General features: G+C 67.3%; 16 protein-coding genes. 10 read left to right on the top strand and 6 right to left on the bottom strand.

What is annotated here, in order from left to right; genetic code table 11:
* Window positions 1-8: 8 nt before the first annotated feature.
* Window positions 9-569 carry an RNA polymerase sigma factor gene (locus tag EV651_RS15870; protein WP_133785948.1) on the bottom strand — a complete coding sequence of 187 codons (561 nt, stop codon included), beginning with the start codon at window positions 567-569 and terminating at the stop codon, window positions 9-11.
* A gap of 111 nt (window positions 570-680) precedes the next feature.
* On the opposite strand from EV651_RS15870, the gene EV651_RS15865 reads away from it, so the two are divergent.
* Both EV651_RS15865 and EV651_RS15860 read left to right on the top strand, forming a co-directional pair.
* Window positions 681-2,204 carry a serine/threonine-protein kinase gene (locus tag EV651_RS15865; protein WP_238156914.1) on the top strand — a complete coding sequence of 508 codons (1,524 nt, stop codon included), beginning with the start codon at window positions 681-683 and terminating at the stop codon, window positions 2,202-2,204.
* A gap of 167 nt (window positions 2,205-2,371) precedes the next feature.
* Entirely contained in the window at window positions 2,372-3,229 is an 858-nt protein-coding gene (locus EV651_RS15860; RefSeq protein WP_133785946.1) for an alpha/beta fold hydrolase, read from the top strand.
* Here the strand turns inward: EV651_RS15860 and EV651_RS15855 are convergent.
* Both EV651_RS15855 and EV651_RS15850 read right to left on the bottom strand, forming a co-directional pair.
* Window positions 3,200-3,982, bottom strand: coding sequence for an endonuclease/exonuclease/phosphatase family protein (locus EV651_RS15855; RefSeq protein WP_133785945.1), 783 nt, complete (start codon window positions 3,980-3,982; stop codon window positions 3,200-3,202). The two genes, EV651_RS15860 and EV651_RS15855, sit on opposite strands and share 30 nt — an antisense overlap.
* A gap of 2 nt (window positions 3,983-3,984) precedes the next feature.
* Window positions 3,985-5,127 carry an MFS transporter gene (locus EV651_RS15850; RefSeq protein ID WP_133785944.1) on the bottom strand — a complete coding sequence of 381 codons (1,143 nt, stop codon included), beginning with the start codon at window positions 5,125-5,127 and terminating at the stop codon, window positions 3,985-3,987.
* Between the two features lie 57 nt (window positions 5,128-5,184).
* Between EV651_RS15850 and EV651_RS15845 the strand changes: the two genes are divergently transcribed.
* A complete protein-coding gene (locus tag EV651_RS15845) occupies window positions 5,185-5,922 on the top strand; it encodes a helix-turn-helix transcriptional regulator (protein ID WP_238156928.1) in 738 nt (245 codons plus the stop codon).
* Here the strand turns inward: EV651_RS15845 and EV651_RS15840 are convergent.
* Window positions 5,919-6,647, bottom strand: coding sequence for a hypothetical protein (locus EV651_RS15840; protein WP_133785943.1), 729 nt, complete (start codon window positions 6,645-6,647; stop codon window positions 5,919-5,921). The two genes, EV651_RS15845 and EV651_RS15840, sit on opposite strands and share 4 nt — an antisense overlap.
* Before the next feature lie 85 nt (window positions 6,648-6,732).
* Entirely contained in the window at window positions 6,733-7,461 is a 729-nt protein-coding gene (locus EV651_RS15835) for a hypothetical protein (RefSeq protein ID WP_133785942.1), read from the bottom strand.
* A 196-nt stretch (window positions 7,462-7,657) separates the two neighbouring features.
* On the opposite strand from EV651_RS15835, the gene EV651_RS15830 reads away from it, so the two are divergent.
* The 5 genes from EV651_RS15830 to EV651_RS41870 are packed head-to-tail and all read left to right on the top strand — an operon-like array spanning window position 7,658 to window position 12,320.
* Entirely contained in the window at window positions 7,658-8,953 is a 1,296-nt protein-coding gene (locus tag EV651_RS15830) for an ABC transporter substrate-binding protein (RefSeq protein ID WP_133785941.1), read from the top strand.
* Window positions 8,950-9,882, top strand: coding sequence for a carbohydrate ABC transporter permease (locus EV651_RS15825; RefSeq protein WP_133785940.1), 933 nt, complete (start codon window positions 8,950-8,952; stop codon window positions 9,880-9,882). Before EV651_RS15830 ends, EV651_RS15825 begins: the two co-directional genes overlap by 4 nt.
* Window positions 9,879-10,700: a carbohydrate ABC transporter permease gene (locus tag EV651_RS15820; RefSeq protein WP_133785939.1), complete on the top strand. Its 822-nt coding sequence runs from the start codon at window positions 9,879-9,881 to the stop codon at window positions 10,698-10,700. The genes EV651_RS15825 and EV651_RS15820 overlap by 4 nt, the downstream gene beginning before the upstream one ends.
* 51 nt (window positions 10,701-10,751) lie before the next feature.
* Window positions 10,752-11,522: a hypothetical protein gene (locus tag EV651_RS15815; protein ID WP_133785938.1), complete on the top strand. Its 771-nt coding sequence runs from the start codon at window positions 10,752-10,754 to the stop codon at window positions 11,520-11,522.
* Window positions 11,523-11,549: 27 nt separating this feature from the next.
* On the top strand, window positions 11,550-12,320 hold the full coding sequence (locus EV651_RS41870; RefSeq protein ID WP_202870342.1) for a hypothetical protein: 771 nt from the start codon (window positions 11,550-11,552) through the stop codon (window positions 12,318-12,320).
* Here the strand turns inward: EV651_RS41870 and EV651_RS15805 are convergent.
* The gene (locus tag EV651_RS15805) at window positions 12,317-13,729 is read right to left on the bottom strand and encodes a glycoside hydrolase family 43 protein (protein WP_133785937.1); all 1,413 of its coding nucleotides are present in this window, start codon (window positions 13,727-13,729) and stop codon (window positions 12,317-12,319) included. The two genes, EV651_RS41870 and EV651_RS15805, sit on opposite strands and share 4 nt — an antisense overlap.
* Window positions 13,730-13,807: 78 nt before the next feature.
* On the opposite strand from EV651_RS15805, the gene EV651_RS15800 reads away from it, so the two are divergent.
* The gene (locus tag EV651_RS15800; protein ID WP_238156913.1) at window positions 13,808-14,092 is read left to right on the top strand and encodes a hypothetical protein; all 285 of its coding nucleotides are present in this window, start codon (window positions 13,808-13,810) and stop codon (window positions 14,090-14,092) included.
* A 110-nt stretch (window positions 14,093-14,202) separates the two neighbouring features.
* Window positions 14,203-14,319: an excalibur calcium-binding domain-containing protein gene (locus tag EV651_RS42375; protein WP_255512189.1), complete on the top strand. Its 117-nt coding sequence runs from the start codon at window positions 14,203-14,205 to the stop codon at window positions 14,317-14,319.
* Window positions 14,320-14,382: the final 63 nt, after the last annotated feature.

Here is a 14,382-nt window from a genome sequence, read left to right as displayed (position 1 = left end):
GGGTCAGGTCAGTCCTTGGGGCGCAGCAGCGGGCGGACGACCTCGCGGGCGTCGTGGATCCGGGACTTGACGGTGCCGAGCGGGGCGCCGACCTCGGCGGCGATCTCCTCGTACGACAGGCCGTAGACGTCCCGCAGCACCAGCGGGGTGACCATCTGCGGGCGGTCCCGCTCCAGGGTCTCCAGGGCCTCCAGGAGGTCCAGGCGGGTGCCGGCGATCACGCTCGTCGTGCGCGGGTCCGGCTTCTCCATCTGCTCGGGGTTGTGCGCGGCCTGCGCGGTGCGCTTCAGCTTGCGGTACGTCGAGCGCGCGGAGTTCGCCGCGACGGAGTGGACCCAGGTCGAGAAGCTGCTGCGGCCGGAGAACGAGTTGATCTTGGTGGCGATGTTGAGCAGTGCCTCCTGAGCCGCGTCCTCCGCGTCGGCGGAGTACGGCAGGACGCTGCGGCAGATCCGCAGGACGCGCGGATACACCTGCCGCAGCAGGTCGTCCATCGCGTTCTTGTCGCCGGCCTGCGCCTGCTCCGCGAGGGTGGCGAGGTCGTCGGCCGGACTGGTGCTGTCGCTCATCTGCGCCTTTGCTCTCGATCGGCCCCGGTCAGGGTCTTGGTGTCTGGTGAGACACTCCAGTGACCCATAATGCCCTGTATGGGGGTCCCAACCAGACTCGGTCGATACGTCGTGCGCCGACGCCTGGGCTCGGGCGGTTTCGCCACGGTGTGGCTCGCTCACGACGAGCAGCTCGACGCCGAGGTGGCGATCAAGGTGCTCGCCGACAACTGGGGGCACGACGACTCGGTCCGGCAGCGGTTCCTCGAGGAGGGCCGGTTCCTGCGCCGCGTCGAGTCCGAGCACGTCGTCCAGGTGCACGACGTCGGCGAGCTCGAGGACGGCCGTCCGTTCCTGGTGCTCACGTACGCCGACCGCGGGACGCTCGCCGACCGCCTGAAGAAGGCGCCGCTGGAGCTGCCCGAGGCCGTCGACGTGGTCGTCCAGGTCGGTCGCGGCCTGCAGGCGCTGCACCGGCGCGGCCTGCTGCACCGCGACGTGAAACCGGCGAACGTCCTGTTCCGCAGCACCGACGACGGCGAGCGGGCGGTGCTGTCCGACCTCGGGCTGGGCAAGTCCCTCGACGAGATCTCCCGCATCACGATGCCCGGCGGCACCCCGTCGTACGTCGCTCCTGAGCAGGCGCTCGGTGAGCGGCTGGACCAGCGCGCCGACCAGTACTCGCTGGGCGCGGTCGCGTATGCCGCTCTGACCGGGCGGTCCCCGCACCAGGTCGACGGGCTGGGCGCCGCGAGCCGGGTCAAGGTGGCGGCGCCGCCGAGCTCGCTCGGATTCGAGCTGCCGGAGCAGGTCGACGCGGCGATCGTCCGGGCGCTGGACCCGGACCGGGAGAAGCGCTGGCCGGACGTGCAGTCGTTCACGCGCCAGCTCGTGGGCGCGCTCGACGAGACCACACGTGACTTCCCGCTGTCGGCCCGCGAGACCGTGACCGTTGCGTCCGAGGACCTGGACGCGAAGACGGCGCTCAGCGACGAGAACCAGCCGACGATCGTGAAACCCGCCGAGCCGTCGGAGACCGCACGGGCGGACTCGGAGACCGTCGCAGTCGAGAGTGCCGCGGTGGAGCCCGCGACCGCTGAGGCTGAGACCGCCGCGGTTGAGACTGCGGTGCCCAGGAAGCGGCGGCGCGGGCGATGGGTGGTGGCCGCTCTGCTGGCGCTGCTGGTCGGCGGCGGTATCGGGTACGGCGGCCACTGGTACCTCTCGGGCCGCAAAATGATTCAGGTCTCGGAGGGCCAATTCTCGGTCACCCTGCCCGAGGCCTGGGCGCAGTCGATGGCCCAGTCGGACTGGACCGCGCCTGGCAGCACCGGGAGCGCCCCGGCCTTCCGCGTCAGCCGCGATGCGGACTGGTCGGGGAAGACTCCGGGTGTGTTCGTCGGCGTATCGAAGTCGAAGCTGGCGGTCCCGGACGGCAAGCAGTGCAGGAACGAAGGCACTCTGCAGCCGCACATGGTCGGTGAACGGTCAGTAACCGACCGGGTGTCCGCTGACTGCTTCGATGCCGATATCGTGTTGCTCCAACGAGTCGTCGATCACGGGGACGGCGGCTCGCTACTCGTACAGGTGGTCGTACCCGGATCGGATGTCCTCCGAGCCACGGAGATCGCCGATTCGGTGCAGTACCCCGACTGAGGAAGTCCCCATGCATCTACCGACCGAACGGTTCCGACCTTCGCCGGCGCTGCTCCAGTCCGCCCGCCGCAGGTTCTACCGCCTCCGCTCCACCATCTTCCGGACCATCTGGCCGGCCGACTGACAGGGCCGACTGACCCGCCGGCCGGCTGGGTACGTCGTACTGCGTGATCGAGTCCTTCCGCGAGTTCGACGTACCGGTGTCCGGCGCTGTCATCCACGGCAGTCGCGGTGGTGACGGACCGCCGCTCCTGCTCCTGCACGGCTTCCCGGAATCGCATGTCATGTGGCACCGGATCGCACCGGTGCTGGCTCGGGAGTTCACTGTGGTCGCGACCGACCTCAGCGGTTTCGGTGACAGCACCTCCTCCGGCGACCAGTCGATGCGAGAACTCGCGAGGCTCCAGGTCGAGGCGATGAAACAGCTGGGGTACGACGACTTCGCCGTGGTCGGCCACGACCGTGGCGCCCGCTGTGCCTACCGGATGGCGCTCGATCATCCCGATGTGGTGACCAAGCTCGCCGTACTGGACGTCGTACCGACCGGCGACGCCTTCGACCGCGCCGACAAGGACTTCGCCCTCGGCTACTGGGTCTGGACGTTCATGGCCGCCCCGATCGCCGAGACCTTGATCGGCCGAGCGCCCGACCTGTTCGTGAACCATCTCCTCGATACCTGGTCCGGTGGCGACGCGTTCCCGCCGGAGATCCGCGCCGAGTACATCCGTCACTTCCGCGACCCCGAGGTCGTCCACACGATCTGCGAGGAGTACCGCGCGGCCGCCACGATCGACTGCGAACACGACGCGGCCGACCGGGGTGTGCGCCGGATCACGTGTCCGACGCTGGTCCTCTGGGAGCAGGACGGCTCGGTCGGGCGCTGGTACGGCGACCCGATCGACATCTGGCGCGACTGGGCCGACGACGTCACCGGCGGCCCGGTCGCCTCCGGCCACTTCCTGCCCGAAGAGGCCCCGGACGAGACCCTCGCCTGGCTACTGCCGTTCCTCCAGGTCGGCAGCTAGGCCGTAGTGGTCGCTGGGAATCTCGCCAGGCTGGTCGAACGTACGGCGGCAGCTCTGGATCGGTAGCGTCGGGCGGCCCTCGGCGCCGCAGCGGACAAGGATGTGGTCGAGTCCGCGGTACGGCCAATCGCCGTCGACGAACAGCGGGTTCTCCGGCACGAAGGTCTCCAGGGGCTCGTGCGGGTGTGTCGCCTGCCAGGCGCTGCGGTAGCAGACGCTCAGGTTGTCGACCACGTGACGCCCGGTCCAGAAACGCAGACTGTCCGCAGTGTCGTCAGCATCCAGGTCTCCGGCGACGACGACATGCCCGGGGGAGTCTGAAACCAGCTGCTCGAGCTTGCGCGCGACAAGGACGGTCTGCGCGCACCGTTCGCGCTCGTGATCGACCTGGTAGTCCGGGAAGTGGTTCGCCACCCAGACCCGTCCGAACGGCGCGAGCACCTCGGTGAGCAGCGCCGTACACGCGAAGTCTCCGGTCCGGTCGGTGACGTTCAGGTCGAGCTCGAGTACGTCGCCGATCGGCCAGCGGCTCGCAGTGCTGATGCCGGATCCGTCGTACTCTCGCTCCGACGAGTGCACCACGTGGTACTCAGGCCCCAGCATCTCCATGACCTGATCGACGTCGGCGTTGAGCACCGTCTCCTGCAACGTGAGTACGTCGGCATTCAGCTGCTGGAAGCCCTTCTGGAACAGGGCAAGTCGGGCCGGCCAGTCGCCGCGGACGCCCCAGACGTTCAGCGTTGCCAGTCGCATGTCTACTCCACTGTGAGCCAGTTGATTCCCAGGCCCAGTACCCACAGCGCGCCGCCCAACCAGGCCAAGATGTGGAGGCCCGTGGTGAACGGCGTGGAGTGGCTGAGGATCGTGCTGTAGAGGGCCACGCCGACCGCGCCGACGCCTTGCCGTGCCGTGTTGTTGACTCCGCTGGCCAGACCGGCGCGGTCCGGAGGGAGGGCGGCGACGGCGGCGTTGACCACGGCTGCGGTGAGGAAACCCATGCCGATGCCGAGGCAGAGTTCGACCGGAACAACTGCGGCGTACCGGCTCGTGGGCTGTACGGCTAGCAGACAGAAGGACCCAATGGCTCCCAGCGCCAGGCCGAAGGACATCGGAAGCCGCGGGCCGTACCGGGCCGTGACCCGTCCGGAGACCGGCCCCAGGACCGCCAACGGCAGCAGAACCGGAATCAGTTCCAGCCCGGCGCGCAGCGCACTGTGGTGGAGGTGTTCCTGCAAGTAGAGCGTCAGCGCGAGCAGCGTGCCCAGACCGACCAGATTCATCAGGCCCGCGACCACGTTGGCGCCGATGAAGTCCGCGCCGATGTGCAGGCTGCGCGTGGTCTCGCGCTGGGCGACCTGGTGCCGCGGCACGATGCGCCAGGCGATCGGGAGTGCGACCGCGATGATCGGCAGGTTGATCAGGAACACGGAACGCCAGCCGAGATCGCTGACCAGCACCCCGCCGAGCGTGGGACCCGCAACGAGGGCCAGCGCGCCGGCGCCGGCCCAAATCCCGACAGCACGTGCTCTGGCGGCTTTGTCGGCGTACTGATCGGTGATGACGGCCAATGTGCCCGGCAGGAGCAGAGCCGCGCCGACACCTTGGATCGCCCGCGCCGCGACCAGGAGCTCGATGCCGGGGGCTATGCCGCACACCAGCGACGCGCCACCGAACACTGCCAGCCCCGCGAGCACGATCCGCCGGTGACCGATCCGATCGCCCAGCGCTCCGCAGACGAGCAGCAGCGCGGCAAGCACGATCATGTACCCGCTCACTACCCACTGCTGCCCGTCCGCACTGGTGTCAAGACCGGTCCGGATGGCCGGCAGCGCGACGTTCACCACGGTCACGTCCAGCTGGACCAGGAAGATTCCGATACACAGCAACGCGAGAAGCATGCTTTCCACGTTCCCACCGCGACACTTCGGGTCACGTCGAAATGTGACGGTGTGAGTATGGGAAGCATGGACGGAGACGCCGATGTAGCCCAGGTCGCCGGTCTGATGGCCGAGCCGGCCCGGGCGAAGGTCCTGATGGCGCTGGCGGACGGCCGCGCTCTTCCGGCCTCTCTGCTGGCTACGGAGGCCGGAGTGTCGCCGCAGACGGTCAGTGCGCACCTGCGCAAGCTGCTGGAGGGCGGTCTGGTCACGGTCGAACAGTCCGGCCGGCACAGGTACTACGGACTGTCCGGGCCTGAGGTGGCAGCCGCTGTGGAAGCGTTGGCCCGGATAGCCAAGCCCCAGCCGATCAAGTCATTGAGGCAGAGCACCCGGGCCGCAGCGCTGCGCGAGGCCCGCACCTGCTACGACCACTTGGCCGGTCGTCTCGGCGTGGCCCTCCTGGAAGGCCTGGTACGCCGTGACGCCCTGACGCGCACCGACGGCGGCAGAGGCACAGAGCGCCGTCCGAGCGACCCCCTGGCCCAACAGCTCCCGGACGGCCCGTATGCGCTCGGACCCAACGCCACAGAGGTCCTTACTGAGCTAGGAGTCGACCTCGCCAGCCGGCCGTCCCGACGCCCGCTCCTGAGGTTCTGCGTCGACTGGAGTGAACAACGCCACCACCTGTCCGGGCAGCTGGGTGCCGCGATCACCGAGGCGCTACTGAACCGCAACTGGCTCCACCGGCGCCCCAACCAACGCGCCGTACACCTGTCCGACGCAGGCCGCCGCGGCCTCGCGCAACTGATCTAACCCGACAGCGGAGTGTCCCGGCGTTCGACGCTGTCGCTGGCGTGGTCGAGAACGTCCAGCAGAGCGTCCTTGTCCTGGGGGAGCCCAGTGGAGCTCATCTCGACGGCGCAGTTACCGCTGTCGTCCGCAACCCACCGCACAATGACATAACGCAAGACGCCTTCGGGGGACTGCTCCGGAGGCGGTACATAGGTGTAGGTGATGGTGGCGTAACGCTCGTCCACGCGGTGCGAGATCAGGTGCACCATCTGGTCGGCCGACAGACGGTTCAGCTCGGCGATGCGGATCTGCATCGACGTCGCAGGAGGCCGCTTGATCGTGAAGCCCGCCTCGATCCGGATCCATCGCTTTCCGGTGGGGTCGGTGAACCTGCCGGTCTTCGGCGGATCCGGCTGAGTCAGGTTCCATCCGCTCGGTATCCGCACCGAAACCCGTGACCTGACGACGCTGCGCGCCTCGAACGTCTGGCTCTTGTAGCGCAGATCATCCACGTTCAGCGCAGGCGAGTCGTCGTACGTGACCTTGCGCGGCGTCGGTGTCGGTGTCGGCGTCGGGGGAGGCGTCGTACCTGGCGTGGACCCCACGGCGAGCGGTGCCGCCGTGCCGGCCAGGCTTGGTTCCTTGGTGAGGAACAGACCGACGCCGTACCCTCCCGCTCCACCCACCCCCGCAAGCGTCAGCAGACCGGCGCCGAGCATCGCCCGCCTACTCACCGTCCCCGCCATGCCCCACCTCCCCACGTCTACTAACAGAAGACACCTCAGCCCTCGCAGAGGTTGCACCGGATAAGTAACGATTCTGTGAAAAGCGTCAGCCGACCTCGCTGACCGAGGCGGTTGCTCGTTGGAGGACCTCGTCGAGGGCGTGGGCGTCCTGGGGGAGGCCGGTGATGCTCATCTCCACGTTGGTGAGGGCGCCGTTGATCGCGACCCAGCGGACGATCACGTAGCGCAGGGTCTCGCCCGGGATGAAGGTGTAGATCAGCGTGGCGACCGACCGGGATTCGCCGTCGTCGCCGGTGATCACGTCGGTGGTGTCGCTGGCGATGCGTACGTCGTTCTCCGGCGGCTGGCTCTTCTTGAGGTCGACGATGAGCTGGGCCATCTCGGCCGCGGGACTCTGTGCGGCCGGCGCGACTGCTTCGACGCGGACGCCGCGTTCCCTGAGTTTGTCGAGGTACTTGACCTCGCCCGGGCGCTTCGGGTCCCTGGGTGCGATCTTCCAGCCCTGTGGTGTCTCGATCGAGAGCTGGACGGGCTCCGCGTCCTTCGGGGTCACGGTGAAGGTGTGGTTGGTGTAGTCCAGCCCGGTCTCGAGAGGCTCCACGGTGCTCGGGACCGGCGTCTTCACCGGGAGCGAGGGCTCGGTCGGTGTCGGTGTCGGCGTGGGGGACGGGGAGACGTCGCCGAGTGGACCGGCGCTGCCGGAGGCGGTGGGTTCCGGACTGTCGAAGTAGTCGCCCGCGTAGTAGCCACTGCCGGCGCCGAGAGCCAGGGCCAGCAGCAGGAGGCCGGCCAGGAGGACTCGTCTCACGCGCACGTGGGCCATCTTCTCAGGCGAGGTGGGCCGGGCCCCAAAACACCGGTGGAGGCCTTTTCACACCGGTCCCGACTGAATCCTTTCAACGAGGTCTTGACACTCTCCCGGGCCGTACGTACCGTCCCCGTGACAAAAGTAACACGATCTTGCGGTTACTTCACATTCTTGGCCGGTACTTCGGCGCTCAGGAGGAACCATGGCACTCGAACGGTCCGTCAGCCGAAGGCGGCTCCTGCAACTCGTCGGCGGGGCGACCGTCACCGCCGGTCTGGCCGGTACGTTGTCGGCCTGCGGCGGCGGCAACGGCAGCTCGTCGTCCGGCGGTCCTCTCAAGGTGATCGGCGCCGGCAGCCAGGAGGCCGGCCTGCGGAAGGCGCTCGACGACTACAAGAAGGCGCATTCGGACTTCGACTTCAACCTCTCGTTCTCGCCGGCCGACCAGCTGCAGACCGCGCTCCGGGCGCAGCTCGCGGCCGGTAACGCCCCGGACCTGCACGCGGTCTACCCGGGGAACGGCAGTGCGATGTCGATGGTCCAGCTGAGCAAGGCGAACCTGCTCACCGACCTCAGCGGCCAGTCCTGGACGCAGAAGATCCCCACCGGCTTCAAGGGTGCGTTCCAGAACGACGGCAAGACGTTCATCTTCTCGCCCGGTACCAGCGTGCTCGGCGCGATCTACAACAAGAAGGCGTTCGCGACCGCGGGCGTCGACGTACCGACCACCTGGTCGGAGCTGCTGTCGGTGTGCGACAAGCTTAAGAAGAAGGGCATCGTGCCGATCGCGCTCGGCGCCCAGACCCCGTGGGTCACGCAGCTCATCGACTACGCGCTCGTCCCGGGGACGGTCTACGCCAAGACGCCGGACTTCGACGACAAGATGACCGCCGGCAGCGCGTCCTTCGCGGACTCGGGCTGGGCGGATGCGATGGACAAGTACCTCGAGCTGCAGAAGAAGGGCTTTTTCAACGACAACCCGAACGGGACGACGTACGAGCAGGCCACCTCGATGGTCGGCACCGGCAAGGCCGCGATGGCCGTGCAGGTGTCCGCGGTCCTGCAGGCCTTCCGTCAGGCGTCGCCGACGCCGGACGACTTGGGCATGTTCCCGTTCCCGGCCACGGATGTCGCCGCCGACAACTGGATCCCCGGCGGCGTGGTGGTCGGTATCGCGATCAGCGCGAAGAGCAAGAAGGCCGAGCAGGCGAAGAAGTTCATCGAGTACTGCGGTCAGCCGGAGATCGTCAACGCCTGGGCCGAGGCCGTCGCCTGCGTCCCGCTGTACTCCGACGGCGACGCCAAGGTCGACCCGGTACTGAAGCCGTTCCTCCCGTACCTCAAGGACAACAAGGCGGTTCCGTTCATGGATCAGCGCTGGCCGAACGCCGAAGTACAGCCGACCCACTTCGCCGTCGTACAGGAGCTCCTCGGCGGCAAGAGCACGGTCCCGGCCGCCCTGAAGAAGATGGACGAGGCCTACCGGAAGACGGCATGACGGTCACAGCTCAGGCGGTACGCCGGGACGCTGTCAAGGCACCGCGGCGCCGCGGCGGCGGGATCGCGCCGCCGTGGTTGTTCGCGGTGCCGGCGTTGCTGATCTATGCGCTGGTTGTCTTGTATCCGGCGTTTTCCGGGGCCGGGTCGGCCTTCACTGACTGGTCCGGCGTCGGGGCGCAGCGGTCGTTCGTGGGACTGGACAACTTCCAGCAGTTGTTCCACGACGATCAGGCGCTCGGCGCGTTGCGCAACACGTTGCTGCTGACGGTGGCGATCGTCGTCGTACAGAACGGGATCGGGTTGCTGCTGGCGCTCGGCGTACACACCGGGATCAAGAGCCGGATGGTGCTGCGGGTGATCTTCTTCGCGCCCGTCGTGGTGAGTCCGGTGATGGTGTCGTTCCTGTGGAAGTACGTGTACAACCCGGCGCCGGACGCCGGGCTGAACGCGGCCCTCGGGGCGATCGGTCTCGGCGGGTTGCGGCAGGACTGGCTGGGCAATCCGTCGATCGCGTTGTGGTCGGTCGCGTTCACCGTGATCTGGCAGTGCGCCGGGTACTCGATGGTCATCTTCCTGGCCGGTCTGGAAGGCGTACCGCAGGAGCTGCACGAGTCCGCGATGGTCGACGGCGCGGGCACCGTGGCCCGGTTCCGGCACATCACCTGGCCGTTGCTCGCCCCGGCCGTGACGATCAACCTGATGCTGTCCACGGTCGGTGGCCTGACGCTGTTCACCCAGATCATCGCGATGACGAACGGTGGCCCCGGGTACGCGACCGACACGTTGTCGACGGTCCTCTACAAGCAGGCCTTCGTCTTCGGGAAGTTCGGCTACAGCACCGCGGTGGCGCTGGTACTGGCGATCTTCGTCGCGGCCGTGTCCTTCATCCAGATCGGGTACCTGCGCTCGAGGGAGACCGCGGCATGAGATACAAGCCCCGTACTTTCGTGCTGGAAGTCGTCATGGTCGCGGCTGCCATCGCTTTCCTCTTCCCGGTCTACGCACTGGTGACCTTGGCCTTCAAGGATCCCGGCCAGATCGCCAACAAACCGCTGTCGCTGCCCGATCCGCCGTCGGTGGGGAGCTTCGGTGAAGCGTGGCAGTCGGCGTCACTCGGCTCGGCGTTGCTGAACAGCACCCTGATCACGGTGAGCAGTGTCCTCGTGCTGATCGTCCTGGGCTCGCTGGCGGCGTACTTCCTGGCCCGTACGGCGACGCGCCTGAGCTACACGCTCTACATCCTGTTCCTCGTCGGCATCATCCTGCCGTTCCAGCTCGGGATGATCCCGCTCTACCAGATGGTCAACGACCTGGGCCTGCTCGGCACCTACCAGGGGATGATCCTGTTCTACACCGGCATCCAGTTGCCGTTCACGGTGTTCCTCTACACCGGGTTCATCCGCTCGCTGCCGGCCGACTACACCAACGCGGCGCTGATCGACGGCGCCTCGCATCTGCAGGCGTTCGCGCACGTGATCTTCCCGCTGCTGCGGCCGATCACGGGCACGGTGCTCATCCTCAACGCCGTACACATCTGGAACGACTTTTTCACCCCGCTGCTGTACCTCGGCGGATCCGGCCGGGAGACGGTCCCGGTCCGGGTCTTCGCGTTCGTCAACGAGTACACGTCCAACTACGGCCTGGTGGCCGCCGGACTGGTCCTCGCAGCGCTCCCGATCCTGCTGCTCTTCCTCGTCCTGCAGCGCTACGTGATCCGCGGATTCGCCTCCGGATTGAAGGGATGACCTCTTCGCCCGGGACACTGAGCACTCACAAACGCACAGAGGGGGATCGGCATGGTACGTCCGTTGTGGGCCGGAGTTCTGGCAGTCGGAGCGCTCGTGGGCGGGGTCGCGGTCGTGGGGAGCACCCAGGCCGAGGCGAAGACGGTGGCGGTATCGGACACCCTGTTACCGGGTCAGAAGCTGCTGGCCGGGCAGTACATCCGCTCGCACAGCGGGGTCTACACGTTGATCATGCAGCCGACCGGCGACGCCAAGCTGTATCAGCGAGGAGTGAAGAATCCGCTGTGGGCCTCGGGCACCTGGCGGCGGAACTCGGTGCTGATGATGGGCACCGACGGGACGTTGCAGGTGATTTACGGCCGGACGAAGGTCTGGTCGATGAGCATCAAGAGCGCCGGCGCGAAGCTGGTGCTGCCGGACACCGGGAACCTGGCGATCTACAACACCCGCGGCAAGGCGAACTGGAACCGTCACATGGTTGTCGGGACGTTGATGCCGCAGAGCAAGCTCGCCGGCCCGGACGCGACCTGGGACGAGGTCATCATGTACTCCGTCAACCGGATCTACACGCTGAAGTTCCTGACGACCGGCAATCTGGTGCTGTACAAGAACGGCACCACCGTCCTGTGGAGTACCGGCGTGAAGAATGCCCCGGGCGCGTACGGCTGGGTCGACCCGGACGGCTCGTTCGGCACCGTGAACGGCTTCGGGGACCTGACCTTCTACTACCAGACCCGTCGCGACGGTAGCGTCCTCCAGCTGACCGACGACGGCCACCTTCGGATGGTCAACGGAAAGACCGTCGTCAAGATCTTCTACTGACAAGACTGAGCGAACTAGGGGTGCGGGATGGTACGTCGACTGGTGGCCGGGGTCCTGGCCGTCGGGGCACTGTTGGGTGGGGCCGTGCTGGTGGGAAGCGCACCGGCCGAGGCGAAGACGGTGGCAGTCTCGGACACGCTGCTGCCGGGTCAGAAGTTGATGGCCGGGCAGTACATCCGATCGCACAACGGGGTCTACACATTGATCATGGACAGGCGCGGGGAGGCGAAGCTGTACCAGCGCGGGGTGTCGTGGCGGTTGTGGAGCTCCGGGACCTGGCGCGCGGGCTCCGTGCTGGTCATGGGCACGGACGGGACGCTGCAGATGATCTACGGCCGGACGAAGTTCTGGTCGATGAGCATCAAGAGCGCCGGCGCGAAGCTGGTGCTGCCGGACAACGGGAACCTCGCGATCTACAACACCCGCGGCAAAGCCAACTGGAACCGGCACATGGTGATCGGCACCCTGATGCCGCAGAGCCAGCTCCATGCCCCGGACCCGGAAGGACGTGAAGTGATCATGTACTCCGTCAACCGGATCTACACGCTCAAGTTCCTGACCACCGGAAATCTGGTGCTGTACAAGAACGGCACCACCGTCCTGTGGAGCACCGGGAAGAAGACCTCGCCGGAGTCGTACGGGTCGGTCGGACCGGACGGCACGTTCTACAACTTCAACGACTTCGGTGACATCACCTGGATGTACGAGACCCGCCGCCCCGGCAGCGTCCTCCAACTCACCGACGACGGCCACCTCCTCATGGTCAACGGCCGGACGGTCGTCAAGACGTTCGTCTAATACACCTCGATGCGGTCGAGGCTGATGACCGCGCTGGTCGACGCGGGGTTCTTGTCGCCGGTCACGCGCACCTTCAGGGTGTGCGGGCCGGACGGCAAGACCGGGCTGACGTACATCAGCTGCTCGCCGACGCGGATCGAGCTGTAGTAGTCGATCCGTTGCTCGGGTCCGCCGTCGACCGAAATCGCGGCGATCCCGTTGCCGGTGTCCGCCACGCTCAGCAGGGCCACACGGGTGCCGGTGAACTGGATCGTCGCGGTCGCGTTCGGCTCCCAGCTCCAGTGGTCGTTGCCCCAGAAGCACTGGTTGCCGCAGCCGGAACCGGAGCTCCACGCACCGGTGTAGGCGACGGCCGCGTCGGTGTCGTTGATCCAGTAGTTCGGTGAACCAGGGTCGCCGGACGGCAGGTTCTGGGTCGCGCCCGCGGCGAGCGGCCGGCCGAGGTTCGGCGTACCGTCGGCGTTCCAGGTGATCTTCTGCACCCGCGTCGTGCGGTACGAGTACGTGTAGGTGCTGGTGTTCTTGCCGTGGTACGCGATCCAGTCCTCGGTGCCGTCCGGTGACTTGAAGAACGAGTGGTGCCCGGGACCCCAGACGCCGGTCGCGTCGTTGCGGGAGAAGACCGGGCCGGGGTGCTGCACCCAGTTCGCCGCGACCATCGGGTCGGCGCCGTTCGCGATGCTCTTCATCCACAGCTGGTAGTCCGGCTTGCCGGTGTCGCACGTCGAGTAGGTCAGGAAGGTGCGCGTCGCGCCGTACAGCGGGGTCGGCCCTTCCCGAACTTCGGTGCACCCGCCGTCGGCCGGGATCGCGACGCGGCCGCCGGTCGCCGTCCACGGGTTGCTCATCCGGACGATGTACAGCTGCGCCGGTCCGCCCTGTCCGCGGCCCGGGCCGGTCCAGACGAAGTACTGCTGCCCGTTGACCGTGATCGGCTCGCCGTCGATCGCGTACTCACCGAAGTCCGCGATCTTCGCCTTGAAGCTGTACGGGCCGAGCGGGTCGTCACCGGCCGACTCGAGCACGTACATCCGGTGGTTGGCGTCCACGCCGTCGGAGGCCGTGTAGTAGATGTACCAGCGGTTTCCGACGTGCCGGAACGCCGGCGCCCACATCTGCGTGTTGCGGCTGGTGTCCGAGTCGCGCCACACCACCTGCTCGGGTTGCACGAGCAGCGTCGCGAGGCTGGTCGACGACCAGATCCCGATCCGGTCACCGCGCGTGGTCGCGACGTAGTACCTGCCGTTGTAGTACATCAGCGACGGATCCGCGGACGGATTCACCGGGTTCCGGAACGTCTGCGACGTCACAGCATTCTCCTCGCGTTCGACGGCGGGAGCGGGACCGGCGGCGGATCCGGTCAGGAGTACGGCGAGCAGCGTGCAGAGGACGGGGCGGACGAACCTCATGACGGACACCTCCGGGGTGTGGCGGACCATCTCCCTGGTTGTAGAACGAGCTTGCCAACGTTGTAAACCGTTCAAACGGTGGTCGAACGGTCCACCGCCCGGAACCTGGTGCCGCTGGGTGGCGTCTCACCGGACATGAAGCTCAAGGTCCGGGTCGTGCACTACCGGCACGATTGCTGGTACGCCGACATCGACGACGCCGACGACCGGCAGCCCGACGACCCCTTCTGGTACGCCGACGGCTGCCGCACCCAGGCCGAGGCCATCGCCCTCGCCTGCACCGAACTCGCCGCACTCGACCAGGCGATCGCGGCCGGCAGCGTCCCGACCCGCATCAGCGAGTCGCACCTGACCGCCGCGTAGTGATACACCCCGCAAGATCTGTAACACATTGTCACGGTGACGGGATGTAACCCCCGAGGGGGAACTCACCATGGCAACGTTCAATTCACCACCGGGCCGCGCCGGTCGAGGTGTACTACGCCAACTGCTCCGAGGTGCGTGCGGCGGGCAAGGCACCGTTGTACCGAGCTCAGCCTGGTTACACCTCGCACTTGGATCGCGACAACGATGGCGTGGCCTGCGAGTGAGTCGATCGCCACGCGCTGTGTCCACAGTTCGGCTTGTGGATAACGCGGTCGAGCTGTGGATAG

The organism is Kribbella sp. VKM Ac-2571, assembly GCF_004362255.1.
Lineage (GTDB): Bacteria > Actinomycetota > Actinomycetes > Propionibacteriales > Kribbellaceae > Kribbella > Kribbella pratensis.
This window is presented reverse-complemented; position numbering and strand designations above follow the sequence as displayed.

What these genes read in the sequence shown, in the direction of transcription:
- EV651_RS15870 (WP_133785948.1), bottom strand. Translation starts at nt 569, where the DNA reads ATGAGCGACAGCACCAGTCCGGCCGACGACCTCGCCACCCTCGCGGAG.
- EV651_RS15855 (WP_133785945.1), bottom strand. Translation starts at nt 3,982, where the DNA reads ATGCGACTGGCAACGCTGAACGTCTGGGGCGTCCGCGGCGACTGGCCG.
- EV651_RS15850 (WP_133785944.1), bottom strand. Translation starts at nt 5,127, where the DNA reads ATGCTTCTCGCGTTGCTGTGTATCGGAATCTTCCTGGTCCAGCTGGAC.
- EV651_RS15845 (WP_238156928.1), top strand. Translation starts at nt 5,185, where the DNA reads ATGGGAAGCATGGACGGAGACGCCGATGTAGCCCAGGTCGCCGGTCTG.
- EV651_RS15840 (WP_133785943.1), bottom strand. Translation starts at nt 6,647, where the DNA reads ATGGCGGGGACGGTGAGTAGGCGGGCGATGCTCGGCGCCGGTCTGCTG.
- EV651_RS15830 (WP_133785941.1), top strand. Translation starts at nt 7,658, where the DNA reads ATGGCACTCGAACGGTCCGTCAGCCGAAGGCGGCTCCTGCAACTCGTC.
- EV651_RS15825 (WP_133785940.1), top strand. Translation starts at nt 8,950, where the DNA reads ATGACGGTCACAGCTCAGGCGGTACGCCGGGACGCTGTCAAGGCACCG.
- EV651_RS15820 (WP_133785939.1), top strand. Translation starts at nt 9,879, where the DNA reads ATGAGATACAAGCCCCGTACTTTCGTGCTGGAAGTCGTCATGGTCGCG.
- EV651_RS15815 (WP_133785938.1), top strand. Translation starts at nt 10,752, where the DNA reads ATGGTACGTCCGTTGTGGGCCGGAGTTCTGGCAGTCGGAGCGCTCGTG.
- EV651_RS41870 (WP_202870342.1), top strand. Translation starts at nt 11,550, where the DNA reads ATGGTACGTCGACTGGTGGCCGGGGTCCTGGCCGTCGGGGCACTGTTG.
- EV651_RS15805 (WP_133785937.1), bottom strand. Translation starts at nt 13,729, where the DNA reads ATGAGGTTCGTCCGCCCCGTCCTCTGCACGCTGCTCGCCGTACTCCTG.